Annotated in this window: 20 protein-coding genes and 1 tRNA gene; 12 read left to right on the top strand and 9 right to left on the bottom strand. The window is 65.1% G+C overall.

What is annotated here, in order from left to right; genetic code table 11:
* The 4 genes from HV798_RS05460 (at position 1) to HV798_RS05445 (ending at position 2,250) form a co-directional block, all read left to right on the top strand.
* A complete protein-coding gene (locus tag HV798_RS05460; protein WP_175191735.1) occupies positions 1-366 on the top strand; it encodes a hypothetical protein in 366 nt (121 codons plus the stop codon).
* A complete protein-coding gene (locus HV798_RS05455) occupies positions 347-568 on the top strand; it encodes a hypothetical protein (RefSeq protein WP_175191736.1) in 222 nt (73 codons plus the stop codon). The genes HV798_RS05460 and HV798_RS05455 overlap by 20 nt, the downstream gene beginning before the upstream one ends.
* A gap of 12 nt (positions 569-580) precedes the next feature.
* Entirely contained in the window at positions 581-1,186 is a 606-nt protein-coding gene (locus tag HV798_RS05450; RefSeq protein WP_175191737.1) for a tail assembly protein, read from the top strand.
* Between the two features lie 134 nt (positions 1,187-1,320).
* Complete coding sequence (locus HV798_RS05445; protein WP_175191738.1) at positions 1,321-2,250, top strand: LysR family transcriptional regulator; 930 nt, start codon at positions 1,321-1,323, stop codon at positions 2,248-2,250.
* Positions 2,251-2,258: 8 nt separating this feature from the next.
* Here the strand turns inward: HV798_RS05445 and HV798_RS05440 are convergent, their stop codons facing one another.
* The 3 genes from HV798_RS05440 to kce form a co-directional block, all read right to left on the bottom strand.
* Positions 2,259-3,077, bottom strand: coding sequence for an SDR family oxidoreductase (locus tag HV798_RS05440; RefSeq protein WP_175191739.1), 819 nt, complete (start codon positions 3,075-3,077; stop codon positions 2,259-2,261).
* Between the two features lie 19 nt (positions 3,078-3,096).
* Positions 3,097-4,296 (bottom strand): ABC transporter substrate-binding protein, encoded by a 1,200-nt coding sequence (locus HV798_RS05435; RefSeq protein WP_175191740.1) that lies wholly within the window; start codon positions 4,294-4,296, stop codon positions 3,097-3,099.
* A gap of 74 nt (positions 4,297-4,370) precedes the next feature.
* Positions 4,371-5,306 (bottom strand): 3,5-dioxohexanoate:acetyl-CoA acetone transferase, encoded by a 936-nt coding sequence (gene kce, locus HV798_RS05430; protein ID WP_175191741.1) that lies wholly within the window; start codon positions 5,304-5,306, stop codon positions 4,371-4,373.
* A gap of 283 nt (positions 5,307-5,589) precedes the next feature.
* Here kce and HV798_RS05425 point away from each other — a divergent pair, with 283 nt between their 5' ends.
* The 5 genes from HV798_RS05425 to HV798_RS05405 all read left to right on the top strand — a co-directional run bounded on the left by HV798_RS05425 (position 5,590) and on the right by HV798_RS05405 (position 11,308).
* Complete coding sequence (locus tag HV798_RS05425; protein WP_175191742.1) at positions 5,590-7,134, top strand: xylulokinase; 1,545 nt, start codon at positions 5,590-5,592, stop codon at positions 7,132-7,134.
* A gap of 140 nt (positions 7,135-7,274) precedes the next feature.
* Positions 7,275-8,219 carry an ABC transporter permease gene (locus HV798_RS05420; RefSeq protein ID WP_175191743.1) on the top strand — a complete coding sequence of 315 codons (945 nt, stop codon included), beginning with the start codon at positions 7,275-7,277 and terminating at the stop codon, positions 8,217-8,219.
* Positions 8,220-8,234: 15 nt separating this feature from the next.
* The gene (locus HV798_RS05415; protein ID WP_175191744.1) at positions 8,235-9,197 is read left to right on the top strand and encodes a sugar ABC transporter substrate-binding protein; all 963 of its coding nucleotides are present in this window, start codon (positions 8,235-8,237) and stop codon (positions 9,195-9,197) included.
* Between the two features lie 31 nt (positions 9,198-9,228).
* Positions 9,229-9,981, top strand: a complete 753-nt coding sequence (locus HV798_RS05410; protein WP_175191745.1) for an ATP-binding cassette domain-containing protein — start codon at positions 9,229-9,231, stop codon at positions 9,979-9,981.
* Between the two features lie 295 nt (positions 9,982-10,276).
* The gene (locus tag HV798_RS05405; RefSeq protein ID WP_175191746.1) at positions 10,277-11,308 is read left to right on the top strand and encodes a hypothetical protein; all 1,032 of its coding nucleotides are present in this window, start codon (positions 10,277-10,279) and stop codon (positions 11,306-11,308) included.
* A 120-nt stretch (positions 11,309-11,428) separates the two neighbouring features.
* Here HV798_RS05405 and HV798_RS05400 read toward each other — a convergent pair whose 3' ends face one another.
* The 3 genes from HV798_RS05400 to HV798_RS05390 all read right to left on the bottom strand — a co-directional run bounded on the left by HV798_RS05400 (position 11,429) and on the right by HV798_RS05390 (position 15,128).
* Entirely contained in the window at positions 11,429-11,710 is a 282-nt protein-coding gene (locus HV798_RS05400; RefSeq protein WP_175174789.1) for a peptidylprolyl isomerase, read from the bottom strand.
* A gap of 111 nt (positions 11,711-11,821) precedes the next feature.
* Positions 11,822-13,963, bottom strand: a complete 2,142-nt coding sequence (locus HV798_RS05395) for an ATP-dependent helicase (protein ID WP_175191747.1) — start codon at positions 13,961-13,963, stop codon at positions 11,822-11,824.
* A gap of 148 nt (positions 13,964-14,111) precedes the next feature.
* Positions 14,112-15,128, bottom strand: a complete 1,017-nt coding sequence (locus tag HV798_RS05390) for an amino acid ABC transporter substrate-binding protein (protein ID WP_025138197.1) — start codon at positions 15,126-15,128, stop codon at positions 14,112-14,114.
* A gap of 208 nt (positions 15,129-15,336) precedes the next feature.
* Between HV798_RS05390 and HV798_RS05385 the strand changes: the two genes are divergently transcribed.
* The 3 genes from HV798_RS05385 (at position 15,337) to HV798_RS05375 (ending at position 17,395) form a co-directional block, all read left to right on the top strand.
* Entirely contained in the window at positions 15,337-15,597 is a 261-nt protein-coding gene (locus tag HV798_RS05385) for a hypothetical protein (RefSeq protein WP_175191748.1), read from the top strand.
* 256 nt (positions 15,598-15,853) lie between these two features.
* Positions 15,854-16,921 carry a J domain-containing protein gene (locus HV798_RS05380; protein WP_175191749.1) on the top strand — a complete coding sequence of 356 codons (1,068 nt, stop codon included), beginning with the start codon at positions 15,854-15,856 and terminating at the stop codon, positions 16,919-16,921.
* A gap of 150 nt (positions 16,922-17,071) precedes the next feature.
* Positions 17,072-17,395, top strand: a complete 324-nt coding sequence (locus tag HV798_RS05375) for a YXWGXW repeat-containing protein (RefSeq protein WP_175191750.1) — start codon at positions 17,072-17,074, stop codon at positions 17,393-17,395.
* A gap of 52 nt (positions 17,396-17,447) precedes the next feature.
* On the opposite strand, the gene HV798_RS05370 is transcribed toward HV798_RS05375, so the two are convergent.
* The 3 genes from HV798_RS05370 to HV798_RS05360 all read right to left on the bottom strand — a co-directional run bounded on the left by HV798_RS05370 (position 17,448) and on the right by HV798_RS05360 (position 19,415).
* On the bottom strand, positions 17,448-17,711 hold the full coding sequence (locus tag HV798_RS05370; RefSeq protein ID WP_025138195.1) for a hypothetical protein: 264 nt from the start codon (positions 17,709-17,711) through the stop codon (positions 17,448-17,450).
* 56 nt (positions 17,712-17,767) lie between these two features.
* A tRNA-Leu gene (locus HV798_RS05365) sits at positions 17,768-17,852 on the bottom strand.
* Positions 17,853-18,023: 171 nt separating this feature from the next.
* Positions 18,024-19,415, bottom strand: a complete 1,392-nt coding sequence (locus HV798_RS05360) for a nucleobase:cation symporter-2 family protein (protein WP_175191751.1) — start codon at positions 19,413-19,415, stop codon at positions 18,024-18,026.
* Between the last annotated feature and the right edge of the window lie 34 nt (positions 19,416-19,449).

Raw genomic sequence — 19,449 nt, 5'->3', positions numbered from 1 at the left:
ATGGAAACCGTTTCTTTCTACGACGCCGACGGCCGCATCGTCGGCGTGATGAGCGCGCCGCACGACTGCATTGTCGCCACCGGCCAGCACAACCAGCAGCAATGGGCCGAAGGGGTCAGCGACCCCGAACTGCACTATGTGACGCAGGGCGTCGTGACGCTCCGGCCGGAGAACCCGGCCCTGCTCGACGGGCGTTCGCTATCCCGTCTTCCCGTTCCCAGCGTCATCAGCATTCGAGGCGTCGACTACCCCTGCGACGAGTCCGTCGCCGAACTGGCTTTCGATCAACCCGGCGTCTATCACGTCATCGTCCGGGCCTGGCCCTATCTGAACAAGGAGTTCACCGTTGAAAATCCGGCACTATGAACCGTATGCGCCGCTGCGCGCGCGCGCCTATCCCGCCATCGGCGATCAGCTGGACGCGATCATGAAGTTCGCCCAGCACCTGCAAACGTCGGGCCAGGTCTTGCCCGACGAAGTGGCGCAGTGGGTGGCGCAATGCAACCACGTCAAGCAGCGCTTTCCGAAGACTGCGGGCAGCGGCGCCGAGCCGCTGCCGGCCGCCTAGCGAGATCAGACCATGACCCAACAACTGACAACCATCCGCCTTTACGGCAGGCTGGGGGCGGAATTCGGCCGGTTGCACCGGCTGGCCGTGTCCAGCACGTCCGAGGCGATCCGTGCGTTGTGCGTCTTGCTGCCCGGTTTTGAAAACCGCCTGCTCGACAGCGAATCCAAGGGGGTGCGCTACGCCTGCTTCATCGGCCGGCGCAACCTGGGCGAAGATGAGCTTGCGCGTCCGGCGGGCAACGAAGACATCCGCATCGCGCCCATGCCGACGGGCGCCAAGCGCGGCGGCCTGATGCAGGTGGTGGTGGGGGTGGCGCTGATCGTCGCGTCCTTCATTCCCGGCCTGAATGTTGCGGTGTGGGGGTCGGCCATGACCATCTCGGGCACCATGATGTCGATGGGCATGGCCATGGCCCTGGGCGGTCTCGTCCAGATGTTGAGCCCCCAGCAGCGGGCGCTGAGCGTCAAGGACGGGCCCAACAACGGCGCCTCGTACAACTTCAACGGCCCGGTCAACACGACGGCACAGGGTAATCCCGTGCCACTGCTGTACGGCGAGCTGATCGTGGGCAGTTCCACCATTTCGGCCGGCATCTACTCGGAAGATCAGGCGTAACGCCAGGGGCTTTCCCGTTGCCGGACGGATTTCCCGTGCGGCAACGGGCGGATCGGCGGCGATACCCCCTAGAATCAGGAACCGGGCGGGGCGTGGCCCCGCCGGCAGTGTTCTACCGGGAGCCGCGATCTCGCATGAAGCGCAACTTCAACATCCACGACCTGCGTATCTTCTACACGGTGGTCATGACCGGGTCCACCCGGCAGGCCGCGCAGGCCATGCACCTGACGCAGCCGGCAGTCAGCCATGCCATTTCGCGGCTGGAAGCCGCCACCGGCGTGCTGCTGTTCGACCGGTCCCACAAGACGCTGCGCCCCACCGAGGCCGGCCAGTACCTGTACAGCGAGGCCAAGTTCGTGCTGGACGAACTGGTGCGCATCGATGAAGCCCTGCACAGCATCGAGCAGTTCGGCGGCCGCAGCCTGCGCATCGCGACGTCGCCCGCATTGGCGCTGGACTACGCATCGGACGCCGTGCGTCGCTACGTGCAGGCCAACGGCACCCGGCCATTCTCGATCGACCTGGAATCGTCCGTGCAGCTCATCAGTGCGGTGGAAACCATGCGCGCCGATGTCGGGCTGGGCGCCGTGTCGCAAGACAGCGCGCGCCTGAGTTTCAGGCCATTCCTGCGCACCGAGGTCATGGCGATTGCCCATCGCGACCATCCGTTGGCGAGTGGCAGCACGGTGGCCGTGGCGGATATCGCGCCGGACACGTATGTGCAGCCCTTGTGGTCTGACTACGTCATGCCCCAGGGCGACATCGCCGATACGCTGCAGCTGCGGTCCGGCATGCAGGCGCACATGACGTTGCTGGCGGGTACGGTCAGGGCAGTGCGCGGCATCAGTCTGGTCAATGCGTTGTCGGCGTCCGACATCGTGTCGGCCTATCCGGATCTGGTCGCCTTGCCGCTGACGTCGCGCCAGTGGTTCGACTTTCTGCTGATCACCCGCAAGGAAAGCGCCAATCAAGACGTAGCCGAGCGCCTGCTGGAAGCCTTGCATGCGGGCGCCCAGGCGCGCCGGCAGGGCGTGTACGCCGATACCATCCAGTTGTTGGACTAGGCGGCGCCTCAATCCGCGGGCGGCTGCCACGGCAGCGACTGCAAGTCGCCGTCGATGCTGATCGCCTGGCCGCTGATCATCGCGCCAAACGGGCTGGCCAGGAACAGCGCCATGTTGGCGATGTCGGCCGCCCGGACGAACTGGCCCAGGCTGACGCCGGCCAGCTCCAGGCGCGTTTCCTCTTCCACCGTCAATCCCATGTTCCTGGCGCGGGCTTCGATGACCCGATCGATGCGCGGCCCCGCCACCAGGCCGGGCAGCAGCGCATTGACGCGGATGCCGTAGCCGCCCAGCTCCACCGCCAGCGAGCGGGTCAGGCCCACCACGCCCCATTTGGTGGCCGCGTAGGGCGTGCGCATCGGCACGCCCATGCGGCCCGCGACCGAACTGATGTTGATGATGCTGCCGCCGCTCGCCTGGCGCAGCGCCGGCAGCGCGTGCCGCACGGTATGGAATTGCGCGGCCAGGTTGATGTCCAGCGTTGCGTCCAGGGCGTCGGGCGCGATGTCGGCGATGCCCGCCGTGGGGCCGGCGATGCCGGCGTTGTTCACCAGCACATCCAGGCCGCCCAGATGCGACAGGGCCTCTTGCATGTAGCGGTCGATTTCGTCGCGGCGGCTGACATCAGCGCGCGACCACGGGTGGGGGCAGGCCGCCAGGGCCTGCTCGTCGACATCGCACACATGGACCCGCGCGCCGCGGGCCGCGAACGCGCCGGCAATGGCGGCGCCGATGCCGCCGGCGCCCGCCGTCACGATCACGCGCTTGCCGGCCAGGTCCACGGGCAGGGCACCGATGTCGCCTTGGACAGGATTTTTCTCAGCCATTCAGGTTCCTTGTATCGGGTCAGGGCTTCATCAGCCGGCAGGTCGATTCCGCGGGCGACGTGTAGATCTGGTCGCCGGGGGCGCGCGCCACCAGCTTGTAGTAGTCCCAGGGCCCCTTGGATTCGGCCGGGGTCTTCACCTGCATCAGGAACATGTCGTGCTGCATCAGGCCGTCGGCGCGAATCTTGCCGTCCTTGACGAAGAAGTCGTTCACCGGATTGGCCTTCAGCCACTTCATGACCGTGTCGCCGTCCGTGGTCTTGGTGGCGGCCACGGCCTTCAAGTAAGTGGTGGCGGCCGAATAATCGCCCGCTTGCAGCATCGACGGCTTTTTCTTCATCCGTTGCTCGAAGCGCGCGGCCCATTGGCGCGAGGCGTCGTCCTGGTCCCAGTACCACGCCGTGGTCAGGTACATGCCCTGTGCGGCTTGCAGGCCCAGGGCGTGGATATCGGTGATCAGCACCAGCAGGCCGGCGATCTTCATCTTGGGCGTCAGGCCGAATTCCGCGGCCGCCTTGACGGCATTGCTGGTGTCGCTGGCCGAGTTGGCCAGCCCCAGCACCGTCGCACCGGACGCCTGCGCCTGCAGGATGAACGACGAGAAGTCGGCGGTGTTCAGCGGATGGCGCACGCGGCCCTTCACGGTGCCGCCATCGGCCGTCACCACCGCCGACGCATCGCGCTCCAGCGCCTGGCCGAAGGCGTGGTCTACCGTCAGGAAAAACCAGTCCTTGTTGCCTTCCTTTAGCATGGCGCGCGCGGTGCCGCGGGCCAGCGACACGGTGTCGTACACGTAATGCACCGTGTAGAGGGTGCACTGCGAATTGGTCAGTTCCGACGCGCCCGCGCTCACCACGAAAAAGGGCGTCTTCTTTTCTTCGGCCACCTTGGCCATGGCCAGCGCCGCGGCCGAATTGGCCCCGGCAATCAGCATGTTCACGCCTTTCTGGTCCAGCCATTCCCGGGCGCGCGACGACGCGATGTCGGCGCGGTTCTGGTGGTCGGCCACCAGCACCTCGATCTTCTTGCCGGCCACCGAGCCGCCGAAATCAGCAATCGCCATCTTGATGGCCTCGGCCCCGCCCGGGCCGTCCGCGTCCGCCGACAGGCCGGACATATCGGTGATGAAGCCGATGCGGATCACGCCGTCATCGGCCTGGGCGGCTGCGCCCCAGCCCAGCGCTGCGGCCAGCGCGGCCGCGCACAATGTCTTTTTCATGGTGTCTCCTTGATCCCTTGGATGTCGTTGTCGCGCACGCCTGGCCGGCGCCCGCGCAGGCTTGCCCGGCGCGTTCAGAACGCGACGTTGCTGCCGCCCTTCAGTTGCAAGGCCTGGCGCGCGTCGTCCGGTGTCGCTACCTGCAGCGACAGCCCTTCCAGGATCTTGCGGATGCGCCGCACCTGGTCGGCGTTGGACTTCGCCAGTTCGCCCGGCCCATCCCACAGCGAGTCTTCCAGCCCCACCCGCACATTGCCGCCCATCGTCGCGGCCTGGGTCGCCAGCGGAATCTGCTTGCGGCCGGCGGCCAGCACCGACCAGGTGTAGTCATCGCCAAACAGCCGGTCGGCCGTGCGCTTCATCATCATCACGTCTTCGGGGTGCGTGCCGATGCCGCCGCGTATCCCGAAGACCGACTGGATCAGGAAGGGGGGCTTGAGCAGCTTGCGGTCCACGAAATGCGCCGCCGTGTACAGGTGGCCGATGTCATAGCACTCGATCTCGAAGCGCGTGCCATTGTCGTTGCACGACCTGAGGATGTGCTCGATGTCCTTGAACGTGTTCTTGAAGATCAGGTCGTTGCTGCCTTCGAGGTAGGGGCGTTCCCAGGCGTGCTGGAATTCCTTGAAGCGCTCCAGCAGCTCATACATGCCGAAGTTCATCGACCCCATGTTCAGCGAGGCCACTTCCGGCTTGAACAGCAGCGCGGGCGCCATGCGGTCGGCCAGCGGCAGGACGGGCGACCCGCCGGTCGTGATGTTGATCACCACGTCGCTCGCGGCCTTGATGCGGGGCAGGAATTGCGCATACAGCGCCGGGTCTTGCGTGGGCTGGCCGGTATCGGGCTGGCGGGCGTGCAGGTGCACGATGGCCGCGCCCGCTTCGGCCGCCTCGATCGCCGATTGCGCGATCTGGTCGGGCGTGACGGGCAGGTGGGGCGACATCGACGGCGTGTGGACCGAGCCGGTGATGGCGCAGGTGATGATGACCTTGTTCCTGGACTGCTTCATGGCCTGGCACCTTCTGGTTTTTTTGCAGGGACCCGGTTGTCTCCTCCGGGTGCAGGCCATTCTGTCGCAGGGTATCGGGGCTGTCACCTGAACAGAAATTATCAATTGATAGGGAATCCGGTGCTGCGATGCAGCGCACCCCTGAAATACAATCGTTGCACGCATAGCCTGCCGGCGCCGGCAGGGCGATTGGATACGCGACCGTGCCTCTGAAGTCCGATTTGTTCTCACTCCCTGATGTCATGGCCCCGCGCGGCATCGTCCGTCTGGCCGAGGCTCTGCCATGAGCTACGTGCTGGCGGTGGACCTGGGCGGCACGCGCTTTCGCGCGGCGCTGGTGGACGAATCGGGCGCCACCGCCCATGCCTGCGCCATCGACAGCCCGTCCGGCGCCGGCCCGCATCCAGGGTGGGACGAGATCGACGCTGATGCCTGGTGGCGCGGTCTGCAAGTGCTGTGCGACACCTTGGCGGTGCAGGCCGGCCCGGCTTTCGATGCCGTGCAAGCGTTGGCCCTGTGCGGCGTTACGCGCACACAGGTGTTCGTGGATGCACAGGGGGCGGCCATCCGGCCCGCGATCACCTGGCGCGATACGCGTGCTGCGGCGGACGTGGGCCAATGGCTGAAGGCCTTGCCTTCGGACCATCCCGAAGTCCGCCAGATCAATGCCTTTCATCCCTGGGCCCGCATCGCGTGGCTGCTGCGTGCGGAACCCGGCCAGGCCGCCCGCGTGCGGGCCGTGCTGGACCCCAAGGACTACCTGAACCTGCGCCTGACGGGCCGGGCGGCCAGCGACACGGTGTCGATGGCCCGCCTGGCGGCATCGGCGCGGCCCGGTCCGACGATCGCTGCCGCCACGGCATCCGCCGCGCAGCCGGCCCCGTCGGCCACCGACCTGCTGACCGCCATCGGCGCCGATCCCGCCTGGGTGCCGGCCTTGCTCGACCCCCTGGATACTGTCGGCCCGGTGCAAGCCGGCCTGCCCGGCGCACTGGCCCGCCTGGCGGGCCGCCCCGTGATTGCCTGCGCCAACGACACCTGGGCCGCTGTGGCGGGCCTGGGCGCGTTGCGGCCGGGCTATGCCTACAACATCTCGGGCACCACCGAAGTGTTCGGCGCCATCGGGGCCGAGCCCGTGCAGGCCCAGGGCCTGATGACCGTGGACTGGGGCGGCGGCAATCACCAGATCGGCGGGCCTGGCCAGAACGGCGCCGACACGCTTGCCTGGCTGCTGCCCCTGCTGGGCCGACTGGGCGACGAAGGCATGGCCGGCGTAGGCGACGCCCTGCACACGCTGCTGGCCGCCCCGCGCGACCCGCAGCCCGCGTTGTTCCTGCCTTATCTGCAAGGCGAGCGCGTGCCGTACTGGGACCCGGACCTGCGCGGCGCCTTCCTGGGCCTGAACCGCCGCCATGGCCCGGGCGACCTCGCCTGGGCCGTGCTGGAAGGCGTGGCCTTCCTGAACCGCATCGTGCTCGAACGCGCCGAAGCCGCCTTGGGGCTCCCCGTGGCGCAGATCCGCTTTGGCGGCGGGGCGGCCTCCAGCCCCGAGTGGTGCCAGCTCAAGGCCGACATCTGCGAACGCCCTGTCGTCGTCGGGCAGGCCGACCAGCCCGGCATCCTGGGCGCCGCGGTCACGGCGTGGACGGGCCTGGGCCTTTTTTCCGGCTTTGCCGCGGCGCAGGATGCCCTGGTGCAGAAGGCGCGGCGCTACGAGCCCCAGGCCGCGCGCGTCGACGTCTATCGCGGCCTGTACGCCCAGTTCCGGGCCGCCGAGGCTGCGCTGGCGCCGGTCTCGCACGCGCTGGCGGCCGCCCGGCTGGGGTAAAACCCTAGGCGTCCAGCCGCGCCTAGCCGCGCCGGCGCCCCATCGCCGGGTATAAACTACGACGCCACAGGCCAGGGCATAGACCCGGTCGGCAGGGCGCAGCCGCCCTGCCATCATCAAACGCAGCAAGGGTCGAGTCGATGCGCGGCATCCTGGAAAAGTACGGTACGGCCATCGCAGGGGTGGCCCTGGTGGTTTTTTTCGCAATCGCCGCCCCGAACTTCGCTGCCCCCAACAACCTGTTGAACATCGCCAAGGAAACCAGCTTCCTGGCCATCATCGCCATCGGCTTTACGCTGGCGCTGGTCACGGCCGAGCTGGACCTGTCGGTGGCCGACGTTGCCAGCCTGGCTGCCGTGGTCACCGGCGCCCTGGTGCATACCGGCCAGCCCGTCGTGCTGGCCATTGCCGCGGGGCTGGGCGTGGGCCTGCTGTGCGGCCTGGTCAACGGCATGGCCGTCACGCGGCTGCGGGTGCCATCGCTGATCGCCACGCTGGGCATGGCCGCCATGGCGCGCGGCTTTGCCTTCATGCTGACCGATGGCGTGTCCTACGTGGGCCGCTGGCCCACCGCCTTTACCAATCTGGCCCGCGCCAAGCCCTTTGGCATTCCGGCATTGGTGCTGTGGATGCTGGGCGCCGTGCTGTTCGCCTTTTTCCTGGTCAAGTGGACCCGCACCGGCGCCCGCATGACCGCCACCGGCGAGGCCGGTGAATCCGCCCGCCTGGCCGGCATCAACATCCATGCCATGAAGGGCATCGGCCTGGCGCTGTCCGGCCTGTGCGCCGGCCTGGCCGCCGTGCTGCTCACGTCCAGCCTGTCGTCGGCCGCGCCCAACATGGCCGGCGACTACTTCCTGTACGCCATCGCGGCCGTGCTGCTGGGCATGACCATGTTCAACCCCGGCCACGCCAACATACCCGGCACCCTGGTCGCGGCGCTGATCCTGAAAGTGCTGGGCAACGGCCTGGTGCTGATGGGGGCGGCCTATTACGTGCAGGACATCGTCCTGGGGTTCATCATCATCGCGTCCGTCGCGGTGTCATCGGCCGTGCTCAAGAAAGCGGCCTTCAAATTCGGATAAGCAAGGGGAAACGCCATGAACCGACTCATCACGCGCACACTGCTGCTGGGCGCTTTTGCCGTGCAGGCGCTGGCCGCGGCCGGCGCCGCCCACGCCTTCGAGGTCGGCGTCATCGCCTTCCAGATGTCTTCGGAAACCCATGCCCGAGCGGCCAACGCTGCCTCGGAAGCGGCCCGCGCCAAGGGCTGGACGGTGACCCAGCTGAACGCCGAAGGCTCGCTGCCCAAGCTGGCTGAACAGCTGGATACCCTGGTCAACAAGAAGGTCGACGCGATTGTCGTTGCCATGGGCAAGCCGGTGGAAACCGACGCGCAATTGCAGGCCGCCAAGGAAAAGGGCATTCCCGTCGTGGGCGTGATGTCCGGCGCCAGCCCGCACATGCTGTTCGACGTCGAGGTCAACGAATACGCCACCGGCGCGCAATCGGTGCTGTACCTGCTGGGCAAGATGGGCTATCAGGGCAATATCCTGTCCGCCCGCTTCGACGGCAATTCCGGCACCCGCATCCGCGGCAAGATGCTCGATGCCGTGCTGTCGGAAAACACCGCCGTCAAGGACCTGGCCAAGTTCAGCATGGCCCGCACCCAGAGCTGGCGCGACGACGTGCGCAACGGCATGCAGGCGCTGTTCCTGCGCCACCAGGGCCAGTTCAAGGGCGTGTGGGCCTCGTTCGACGGCCAGGCCTACGTCATCGACGACCTGCTGCAGGCCCAGGGCCTGAAGAAGGGCGACATCACCCTGGTGTCGGTGGACGGCGGCCCCGAGACGTACCGCCGCATTGCCGACCCCAACAGCCTCATCACCGCCACGATGATGATCCCGTTCGAGCAGCTGGGCGTGACCGCCATCGATGCCATCGACCGCATCGTCGTCAAGAAGGAACCCAAGGACAAGATCGCGTCCGGGCCGTACCTGTTCATGGATTCGGTGCTGGTCGATGCCGGCAATGTGCAGAAGTTCCTCGCGCCTGCGAAGTGACGCGCCGATTTCGTTGATTGATGGTTTTGCCATGACCGCTGCCCCGCCCATCGCCTTGTCGCTACGCCAAGTCCGTAAATCCTACGGCGCCGTCGAGGCCCTGAAGGGCGTCGACCTGGACGTGCCGGAAGGCCGCGTCATGGCCATCTGCGGCGACAATGGCGCCGGCAAGTCCACGCTGATCCGCATCATCTCCGGCGCCCAGGAACCCAGCGGCGGCGAGCTCAGCCTGCGCGGCAAGCCCGCGGTGTTTCGTTCGCCCCATGATGCTCTGGTGCAAGGCATCGCCACCATCTACCAGGACCTGGCGCTGGCCCCGCGCCTGTCCATCTGGGAAAACGTCTTCATGGGCGCCGAACTGGTGCGCCGCATCGGACCGCTGCGCGTGCTGGACAAGCGCCGCATGGCCCAGGAAGCGCGCGGCTACCTGCAACGCCTGTCGGTGCCCATCGATGACATGGATCGGCCCGTCGAGCGCATGTCCGGCGGCCAACGCCAGGCGGTGGCCATCGCCCGCGCCCTGCGCTGGGACGCCCGCGTCGTCATCATGGATGAACCCACCGCGGCCTTGGGCGTCAAGGAAACCGCCCTGGTGCTGAACCTGGTGCGCAAGCTGCGCGAAGAAGGGCGCACCGTCATTCTCATCAGCCACAACATGGCCGACGTGGTGGCGCTGGCCGATCGCGTCGCCATCCTGAAAAGCGGCACCAAGGTCATCGAGCGGGACGTCGCCGGGCTGGATGCCGATGCGCTGGCGCATATGGTGATGACGGGGAAGGCGTAGCCGGCATCTGACGCGTTGCCACGCGGCTCGTCGATGCCGCGCAGCTGGCAGTCGCGATTGGCCAACAGGCAGGGCCATTCGGGGCTCGCGTCACAGACAAAGTCAGCGGCAAACTTCACAGACCTTCACAAGGATCGTGCGTAGCATTGGCGGGTCTGGTTTCCGAGAGACGTCTCACATGCCCCCCACCGCCGCCTTCCACTTCGGGCTGCTCCCTCAACGCGCGCTTGCTCACCGTACCGCACGCCGCCGCACTTGCGCGGCGCTCTTGGCCTTCGCGTCAATGGCCTCTGGCATGGCGGCCGCAGCCGTCGAAACCACGACGGCCGCCGGCACTGTCTCGCCGGAACGCTGCATGCGCATCGGCGTGCACCAGCAGGACGACCGCCTGACGCTGCAATCTTCCTTCGAAACCGCCACGCAAACCGTCAGCCCCGAGCGTTCCGCCGGCATCCTGTCCAAGGAATTTCGACGCGTCTACGACATGCTCGAAGAGAACCGGCGGCTGGACGCGCGCTTCGATGCCCGCATGGCGATCCTGTCCCACGAACTGTTCGGCCCGATGCTGCCGGGCCTGCGCAAAGCGCCCTGCGTCATCTTCCAGATCGAACCTGCGTCCATGCACTTCGCGCTGGACCTGTTGCCCCTGGATGGCGTGCCGCTGTTCGTGCAGAAGCCGGTCGCCTTCAGCTTCGCCGATGCTGGGGGCGCGCCCGTGGTTCAGGAGCAATCAGCGGCGGTTCAAGCCGCCACGCCGGCCGCGGGTCTTGGGCCGCACGCCAAGGGCCTCATCCTGCGCGACCTGGAGACGGATCCCGATGACGGCACCGGCGAAGTGCAGAAGCTCTATCCCGGCTCCAAGTTCCAGCTCATCAGCGGCGCCACGCCGGACATGTTCGCCCGCAGCCGCTACGACTTCCTGCTGATCAGCGGCGAAGGCGTCGTCAGCCCCACCTGGGGCAAGCCCGAAAAAGACGAGAACGACGCCATCGGCCTGGGCGAAGACGACATGTACCCCAAGGACCTGCAAGGCGCCGCTTTCAAGCTGGTCTACCTGGACGCCAGCCAGCTGGCCATGAGCAAGGCCTTCATCGACGCCGCCCGCCGCAGCGGCGCGCGCCATTACGTGGCGCCCCTCATCAGCAACGAAGCCGGGCATTCGTCCACGCTCACGCTGCGCTACTTCTTTGGCGACTTGAACAAGGGCTTGGCGCCGATGGATGCCCTGTACCAGACCCGCCGGCAGCTCTACAAGGAGTTCGAAGGCCGGGTGAACCGGACCGAGCAGATCTACTACGCGTATCCGTTCAGGTTGTATCTGCTGTAGGGGTGCGTTGCCACTGTGTGGCAGGCCAGGCGCTTGCAGCATCGCAAGCGTTCAACCCATGAAAAAGGCCGCCGCCAGGAAACCCTGGCGGCGGCCTTTTTTGCGTGCAGCAGCGGGGACTTAGTCCTTGCGGCTGGTCACTTCAACCAGGTGATAGCCGAACTGCGTCTTGACCGGGCCTTGGACTTCACCGACCGGGGCGCTGAACACCACGGTGTCGAATTCCTTGACCATCTGGCCCGGGCCGAACGTGCCCAGGTTGCCGCCGTCGCGGCTGGACGGGCAGCTGGAGTTTTCCTTGGCGACTTGAGCGAAGTCGGCGCCGTTGGCGATGGCCGTCTTCAGTTCGTTGGCCTTTGCTTCGGTCGAGACGAGGATGTGGCGGGCGGAGGCTTGTGCCATGTTGGGCTCCTTGCGGGGGGAATGATTGGGGAGGGGAGAGTACCGCATTTGCGCGGACTCGCTACCCCGACATCATAAACGGGCGAGGTAAAAAGCCATGGCGGGGACGGATCACGGTTCGGCCAGCCAGTTCCTGAACGGCTCCAGGTCCAGGTGGTCGGGGACATACCAGACCTTCCGGGTGCGGTCCCACTGGGCGCCCAGCGATTTCACCGCGTCCTTGTTGGCATACGCCACCTTCAGGTCGCGGCGGCCGGCGGTGGCCGTGGGTACGGCCAGATTGCGGCGCACGGCGTTGTTGGCGCGGTTGAGCGTGCCGGCCAGCTGCATGCGGGCGATGAACGGGCTGCGCCGTGCGGGATCTTGCGCCGGGATGAGGGTCAGGCGGGCTTTGGCCCGGGTGGCTGCCACATAGAACAGGTTTTCCTCTTCGGACAGCGTGCGCAGCGGATTCGGGAACTCGCCCTGATCCAGGAAGGGCACGATCACGTGGTCGAATTCCTTGCCCTTGACGTTGGCCACGCAGTCCAGCAATACCGTGGCTTTGCCGGGCCGTGGCCCGGCGACTTTCTCCGCGGTTCCGATCCATGCGGAAAAATCGGTCAGGTTCTGGTTCAGGTTGCGCGCCGTGCCGATGAAGCCGTTCACGCATTTGGTCACGACAGAAGCCTCGTAGGGGTGGACATACAGGCGCTGCGCCAGCTTTTCCATTTCCACGAATTCGCAGACCGCTTCCAGCGCGGCATGGGCGGGGGCAGCCGGTTCCAGGCTGCGTAGATACTCCACCGCCTTTTCGATGCGTGCCCGGGCGGCAGGATTGCCGACACGCTTGATCTGGCCTTCGAAGAAATACTCCAGCGTGGCGGGGTCCCTGGCGATCGTCACCTTGGCTTCGCTGAGTTCTTGCGGGGTCAGCGGTACCTCGGCAAACGTCGCCAGCGCTTCCACGATGGCGGCCCGGGTTTCAGGTGAGGCCACATGATGAAAATCGCCCAGCGCAATCGCCAGCATCCCACGCAGAAACAGTATTTCGTCGCGTTGCAGATAGCTGTGCATCGTCAGCGTGCGATATTGAATCTGCGCCTGCATCAGCGCGTTTTCGATGTCGATGGATTGATGCTGATCGCGAAACAGAATGCAGCACGCATCCAGCGGCTTGCCGTCTTGTTTCCATTGCAGAACGGCCTCTACAACCTGCTGCCCGCACGCGCCGGGCTGGTCGGCATAGGGCGCCTCGTGGATTTCCGTGCGCAGCGGCAGATTCGATTCCACGGCCTTGTTCTTGAATGCCTCCATGGCATAGGCCAGATGCGGGCCATGGCGGTAAGTCATCGACAGCGGAAACGTCGCGCAGTCCGGAAAACTGGCCGCAATTCGATATTGCAGAAAGGCGTCGTCGGCGCCCAGGTGCGAATAGATCACCTGGTCTTTATCCCCCACGCCTACAAAGTAGGGCTGGTGGACATTCAGCAGGGTTTCGATGATGCAGAAAGACGCTTCGTTGATGTCGTGCAGCTCGTCGCAGACGACAAGCTTGTATGCGGGCAGGGCCTGGTGCAGTTCAGGCGTCGTGCGCAGCGCGCAGGCCAGGTCATACGTGGCATCGAAAAAACCGCGCGCCTCGACATAGCCGAACAGGTCGATGCGCTGTTTTTCATACTCGATGGCCCACAGATAATCGGTCAGCGGCACGGCAAGGCCTTCCGCCGCGAATTCCGGGTCCATGCCGTCACCGCCACGCATGAGCGTCAGGGTGGCTTTCAGCTTGAGCAGATTGTCCAGAAACTGGCTGACCGCCGTGTTGTGCGTGCGGATATCCAGCACATCGCCCCGGTCGGGATTATTGGGGCCGACGTTTTCCAGGGCATCCAGCGCGAAGGCCTTCTGCTCGCGAACCGACGCCAGCGCGCTGGGCACGGCATCTTCCATCCCGGCCAGCACCTGCCGCGCAAATTCCTCGACTGTTTGCACGCGAACCCGCCGGGCTGTGTTGTACGCAATGCCCACGGCCGTCAGGCGTGCCTGCAGCACTTGCCTGGCTTCGTCGGTGAACGTCAGCGCCAGGATCTCTTCCGGTGCGGTTCCCTTGCTGATGGCTTCGCCAATGCGCAGCGCCAGCGTCGTGGTTTTGGCCGCGCCCGCATTGGCCAGGACCAGATTGATGCGATGGCGGGACGCCTGGATCTTTCTCTGTTCGTCGGTCGGAACAAAACCTGTGGGGATGAATTGAACGGAGATCGATGAAGGGGTCATGTACCTGAGGGAAGGGGAAAGGCCGGGGTCGTCAACGATACTACGTATGTGAAATCCGGGCGCGGTGCCCCGCAACGCCATGCGTCACCGACACGCCAGGCAAAAAAAACGAGCGCACAGGGCGCTCGTTTCTCGGGGGAAGGCGGCCTTAACGTACCGGCCACCCATACATCAACCCGCCATTGCGGTAAGACGCATTCAGGCCGCGCGCCAGCTTCAGCGGGCTGGTTTCGCCCAGGTTCTTCTCGAAGCTTTCGCCGTAGTTGCCGATCGTCTTGATGACGTTGTAGGCCCACTTGTCATCCACGCCCAGGTTCTTGCCCATGCCCGGCGTCACGCCCAGAAGGCGCTGCACGTTCGGGTTGGTGCTTTTGAGCATCTCGTCGACGTTCTTGGACGTCACGCCATATTCTTCGGCTTCCAGCATCGCGAACATCGTCCAGCGAACCACGTTGAACCATTGCTCGTCGCCCTGGCGCACCATCGGGCCCAGCGGTTCCTTCGAGAAGTTCTCGGGCAGGATGTCGTATTGCTCGGGGTTGGCCAGGTTGCTGCGCGCGGCTGCCAACTGCGATTTGTCGCCCGTGAAGGCGTCGCAGCGGCCCACCGCGAAGGCGCGGATGATTTCGTCCAGGCGTTCGACGACGACGGGCTTGAACACGATGTTCTGCGAACGGAACCAGTCGGCCAGGTTCAGTTCGGTGGTGGTGCCCGGCTGCACGCAGACCGTGGCGCCGTCCAGCTCCTTGGCGCTTTTCACGTTCAGCGACTTGTTCACCATGATGCCCTGGCTGTCGTAGTAGTTCACGCCCACGCCGATCAGGCCCAGCGTGGTGTCGCGCGTCAGGGACAAGGTGGTGTTGCGCGGCAGGACGTCCACTTCGCCCGACTGCAGGGCGGTAAAGCGCTGCACGGCGCTGACGGCCATGATCTTGGCCTTGGACGCGTCGCCGAACATGGTCACGGCCAGCGCGCGGCACAGGTCCACGTCCAGGCCCATCCAGCCGCCCTTGCTGTCATTGACCGAAAACCCCGCCACGCCCGTGGACACACCGCATTGGACGAAGCCCTTGTTCTTGACGCTTTCGAACGTCACGCCCGCGCTGGCGCCCCACGACGAAAGAAGCAACGCGGCGCCTGCCGCGACAGTGGTCAAAGTTTTCATGGTGTCTCCGCGCGAGGGGCGCAACGTATGGATTTCATCCCGCCAGCCGGCGGAAGTGCGCCGAATGGTATCGGCCGGGCTGGGGGCGGAGAATCGGGGAATTCCCCTTAAATCCACTGGGCGGAATTTTCTCGGGCGCTTGCAAGAAAGGCCGAAAAAGAATTCGTCGCTACCAGTTATCAATATCTATAACTAGTGAGACCGGCCCATGCTTAATTATAAGCAAATGTCAGTAGTTATTTTTATTGGATACAATCATTGGCTGCTTCATATTGCCCCGCATCACGAGGGACGACCCCATGATTTTTCTATCAACTTGGCTGGTGGCAGGCGCAATTTTCATATTCATTGCGAAAACGAGCCCTGCACCGACACCCATCTTGCTTGCCTATCTGGCCTTCGTGCTTCTGTGCCGTTGGCGTTGGGCATATCGATGGCGGTGGCTTTTGATGATGCGAAAGTATGGTGATGAAGGTGTCGTCGCGAACATCATGCGAGGCGCCATATGGCGTGGAGCGACCGAACAAATGATTCGGGATTCGTTAGGGGCGCCCCACAGCAAGTCGAGCGACGGTAGCCAGTTAAGGTATGGAAAGACCGGTAAAAACCGCTATCGGCATCGCATTACCTTGCGCAATGGCCTGGTTAGTGATTGGACTGACAAGAATGGTGCTTAGCGTTGGCTGTAGGCCCGCTGCGCTAAACAAACTCAAACGATTGTGTCCATGAAAACACACTACGACACGCTGAACGTTGCTAGAACCGCGCCGGCTGAAGTGATTCGCGCGGCGTACAAGGTGCTTGCGCAGAAGTATCACCCTGATAGATCCAACGGCAACCTTGATGACCAGCGCATCATGGCGCAGATAAATGCTGCCTACGATGTCTTGCGATCAGAAAATAAGAAGGACCGCTACGACCGTGAACTTGAAAGTCATGATCGAGCGAGGACCGAAGCCCAGGCGCGTGCAAATGCCCAATCTCGCGCGCAAGCTCAAGCGCAGGCTCGCGCAGAAGCACAGGCCCGTGCGGATGACGTGGCTCGGGCTCAGGCTAATGCGGAACAACGTCGGGCAGCCGAGGGGCCTGCTGTTGATGCGCGCGCCCGCGCAGCTGGCAGGCGGTGGAGTGAGAGCGGATCCGCGCAAAGAATGAATGGAATGGATCGGGTGCTTTTGGGCGCGTTTGTCTTGGCGTCGGCGGTAATGCTGATGCCGATCCATGCCGGTTGGCAGTTTGCCGCCCCAGTGCGTTCCGAGGTGCAGGCACAGTCGTCATCGGCGACCCCGGCCAGTCGGGGGCGTCCCGTTGCGACGCCTGCTGCGCCTGTCCGGGAAAATGCAGCCCCGATAGAGACAGCGCGCGTGGTTACGACGGTGTCAGCTGCGCCAAATGGCCAACCATGGCCCAGCAATGCCGGTTATGTCGACGGCTACCCCTCGACAGATTTCGGGGGCTCGCTAGTGACGGTAGACAATTCGACTTCGCGAACCGCACTGTTCTTGAAACTGTTCAATGAAAAGAAATCGGACGGTACTGCGAGTCGTTACGTCTATGTACCGGCCGGACAGCGCTTCACCATTGTCAACATTGCACCGGGTTCGTATTCTTTGGCATTTCGAGACCTTGGCTCTGGCAAGTTCTACCGATCGAACCGATTTCAACTGCAGGAAATGCCTTCTCCGCAGGATCCAAACAAGTTGCTGTTTTCCACCGTTTCATATGCAGTGACGCGAAAGGCGGGAGGATTTGCTGACGCGAGCCCTATCAGTGCAGCCGAATTTGGCGGATAGACTGGGCATCGACCTGCTGTCGACGTTAAGTGCGAAACCGCCTGAAACCACCAGCCCCCGCCGCGTAACCGTTTCGATAATTCCCGCCGCGCACACTAGCCTCACCGCGCTCGCATCGTCGAGCGCGGCGATTGCAAGGGAGAAACCGTTATGAAAAGCCTCATCAAAGCCGCGATGACCGCGGGCGCCGCGGTGGTGTTGTCCTTGGGGGCGCTGAGCGTGCCGGGCGTCGCGCAGGCCGGCGTGGCCATCAGCATCGACGTGGCGCCGCCGCCACCCCGGGTCGAGGTCGTGCCGCCTCCCCGCGTGGGTTACGTCTGGGCGCCCGGCCATTGGGAATGGGTCGGCGGACGCCACGCCTGGGTCGGCGGCGTGTGGCTACCGGCGCGGCGCGGGTACGTGTACCACGGCCCGGAATGGCGCCAGCGGCATGGGCACTGGGTGTATTACGAGGGTAGGTGGGGGCGGCATTGAGGAAGGCAGTCCTGCGCCGCAGGTGGGGGTGCAGGACTGTCCTTGACGTGCCTTAGTGCGACTTCTGTGCCGGGATCGGGTAGTGGTCGGCTTCGTAACTGCGCAAGCTCGCCGAGAGCAGGTCCAACAAGTCAGCCAGAGGATGTGTTGCATCTTCCCGTGCTGGCTGGTTGCGCGTTTCGTCCAGAATCGCCTCGACCATTGCCAATGTGCGGCTGTAGTCCGCCTCACTGCGGACCGCTCCTACGCCAGCAATGGCACGGAATTCCGCGTAGCTACGGGCCACCTCTATCAAATCGGGGCTTGCTGCATTCATGAGTGGTACTCCACTTGCCGAATACGTCCGTATGGCAATGGTGGAAAGAATTTTGATGGTGCCCGGGGCCGGAATCGAACCGGCACGCCTTGCGGCGGGGGATTTTGAGTCCCCTGCGTCTACCAATTTCACCACCCGGGCAAGGGGGTCGCGAACGCGTCCGGTGCTACTTGAGGACGGCTGCGGGAGAAGCGAAGACCGCGATTATATGCGGTCTGGAAAAAATTGTCAGGCGACGGGCCGGCGCCTGACAAGGCAGGCCGGCCGGGCCTCGCGCGCAATAGCGCCGCGCAAGGCCCGGCCCGCCACCGCTTACTTCTTCTCAGGCAGGAACCAGTTCATCACCAGCGCGCAGATGCCGCCGGTGGCGACGCCGGATTCCAGCACGCTTTTGACGGCATGCGGCAGGTGCGACAGGATTTCCGGCACTTGCGACACGCCCAGGCCCAGGGCCAGGGACACGGCAATGATCAGCAGGGCGCGGCGGTCCAGGTGGATGCCGGCCAGGATGTTGATACCCGATGCGGCCACCGCGCCGAACATGACCATGGCGGCGCCGCCCAGGACCGGTTCGGGCACGGCTTGCAGCACGCCCGCCACCGACGGGAACAGGCCCAGCAGGATCAGCATGCCGGCGATCCACACGCCGACGTGGCGGCTGGCGATGCCGGTCAGCTGGATGACGCCGTTGTTCTGCGCGAAGACCGAGCTGGGAAAGGTGTTGAAAACCCCTGCCAGCAGCGAGTTGGCGCCGTTGACCAGCACGCCGCCCTTGATGCGCTGCATCCACAGCGGGCCTTCGACGGGCTGCTTGGACACCTTGCTGGTGGCGGTGACGTCGCCGATGGCTTCCAGGGACGTGACCAGGTAGATGATCAGCATGGGCACGAACAGGGCCCACGAGAAGCCCAGGCCGAAGTGCAGGGGCATGGGGACCTGGAACAGCGCGGCTTCGCGGGCGCCGGTGAAGTCCAGGCGGCCCATGTAGGCGGCGGCGATGTAGCCCACGGCCAGGGCCAGGACCAGGGCGGTGCTGCGGATCCAGACGACCGGCACGCGGTTCAGCAGGATGATGGTGCCCAGCACCAGGCCGGACAGCGTCAGGTTCTCGGCGCTGGCGAAGGTGCCGCTGGCCATGGCGCCGAAGCCGCCGCCCATGCTGATGAGGCCGACCTTGATGAGGGTCAGGCCGATCAGCAGCACGACGATGCCGGTGACCAGCGGGGTGATCAGGCGTTTGACGAAGGGCAGGATGCGGCTGATGCCCATTTCCACGAAGGACCCGGCAATGACGACGCCGAAGATCGCGGCCATGACGGCTTCGACCGGGGTGCCTTGCTTGACCATGACCGAGCCGCCGGCGATCAGCGGGCCGACGAAGTTGAAGCTGGTGCCCTGCACGATGAGCAGGCCGGCGCCCAGGGGGCCGAAGCGTTTGCACTGGACGAATGTGGCGATGCCGGAGATGACCAGCGACATGGACACGATCAGGGTGGTGTCGCGGCTGCTGACGCCCAGCGCCTGGCAGATGAGCAGGCCGGGGGTGACGATGGGCACCAGGATGGCCAGAAGGTGCTGCAAGGCGGCGACGAAAGCGACGGGGGCGGCGGGGCGGTCGTCGGGGCCGTAGACCAGGTCGTGGCTGGGCTCGGCGTCGTCGGCGGCGCCGTGGGAGGCGGGTTGGGTCAGGGAGGCGGGTTGCATGGCGGAGGGGCCGGCAAGGTGGGGGGATGGGAGA

Source organism: Achromobacter deleyi, assembly GCF_902859705.1.
In the GTDB taxonomy this organism is placed as follows: Bacteria; Pseudomonadota; Gammaproteobacteria; order Burkholderiales; family Burkholderiaceae_B; genus Achromobacter; species Achromobacter deleyi.
This window is presented reverse-complemented; position numbering and strand designations above follow the sequence as displayed.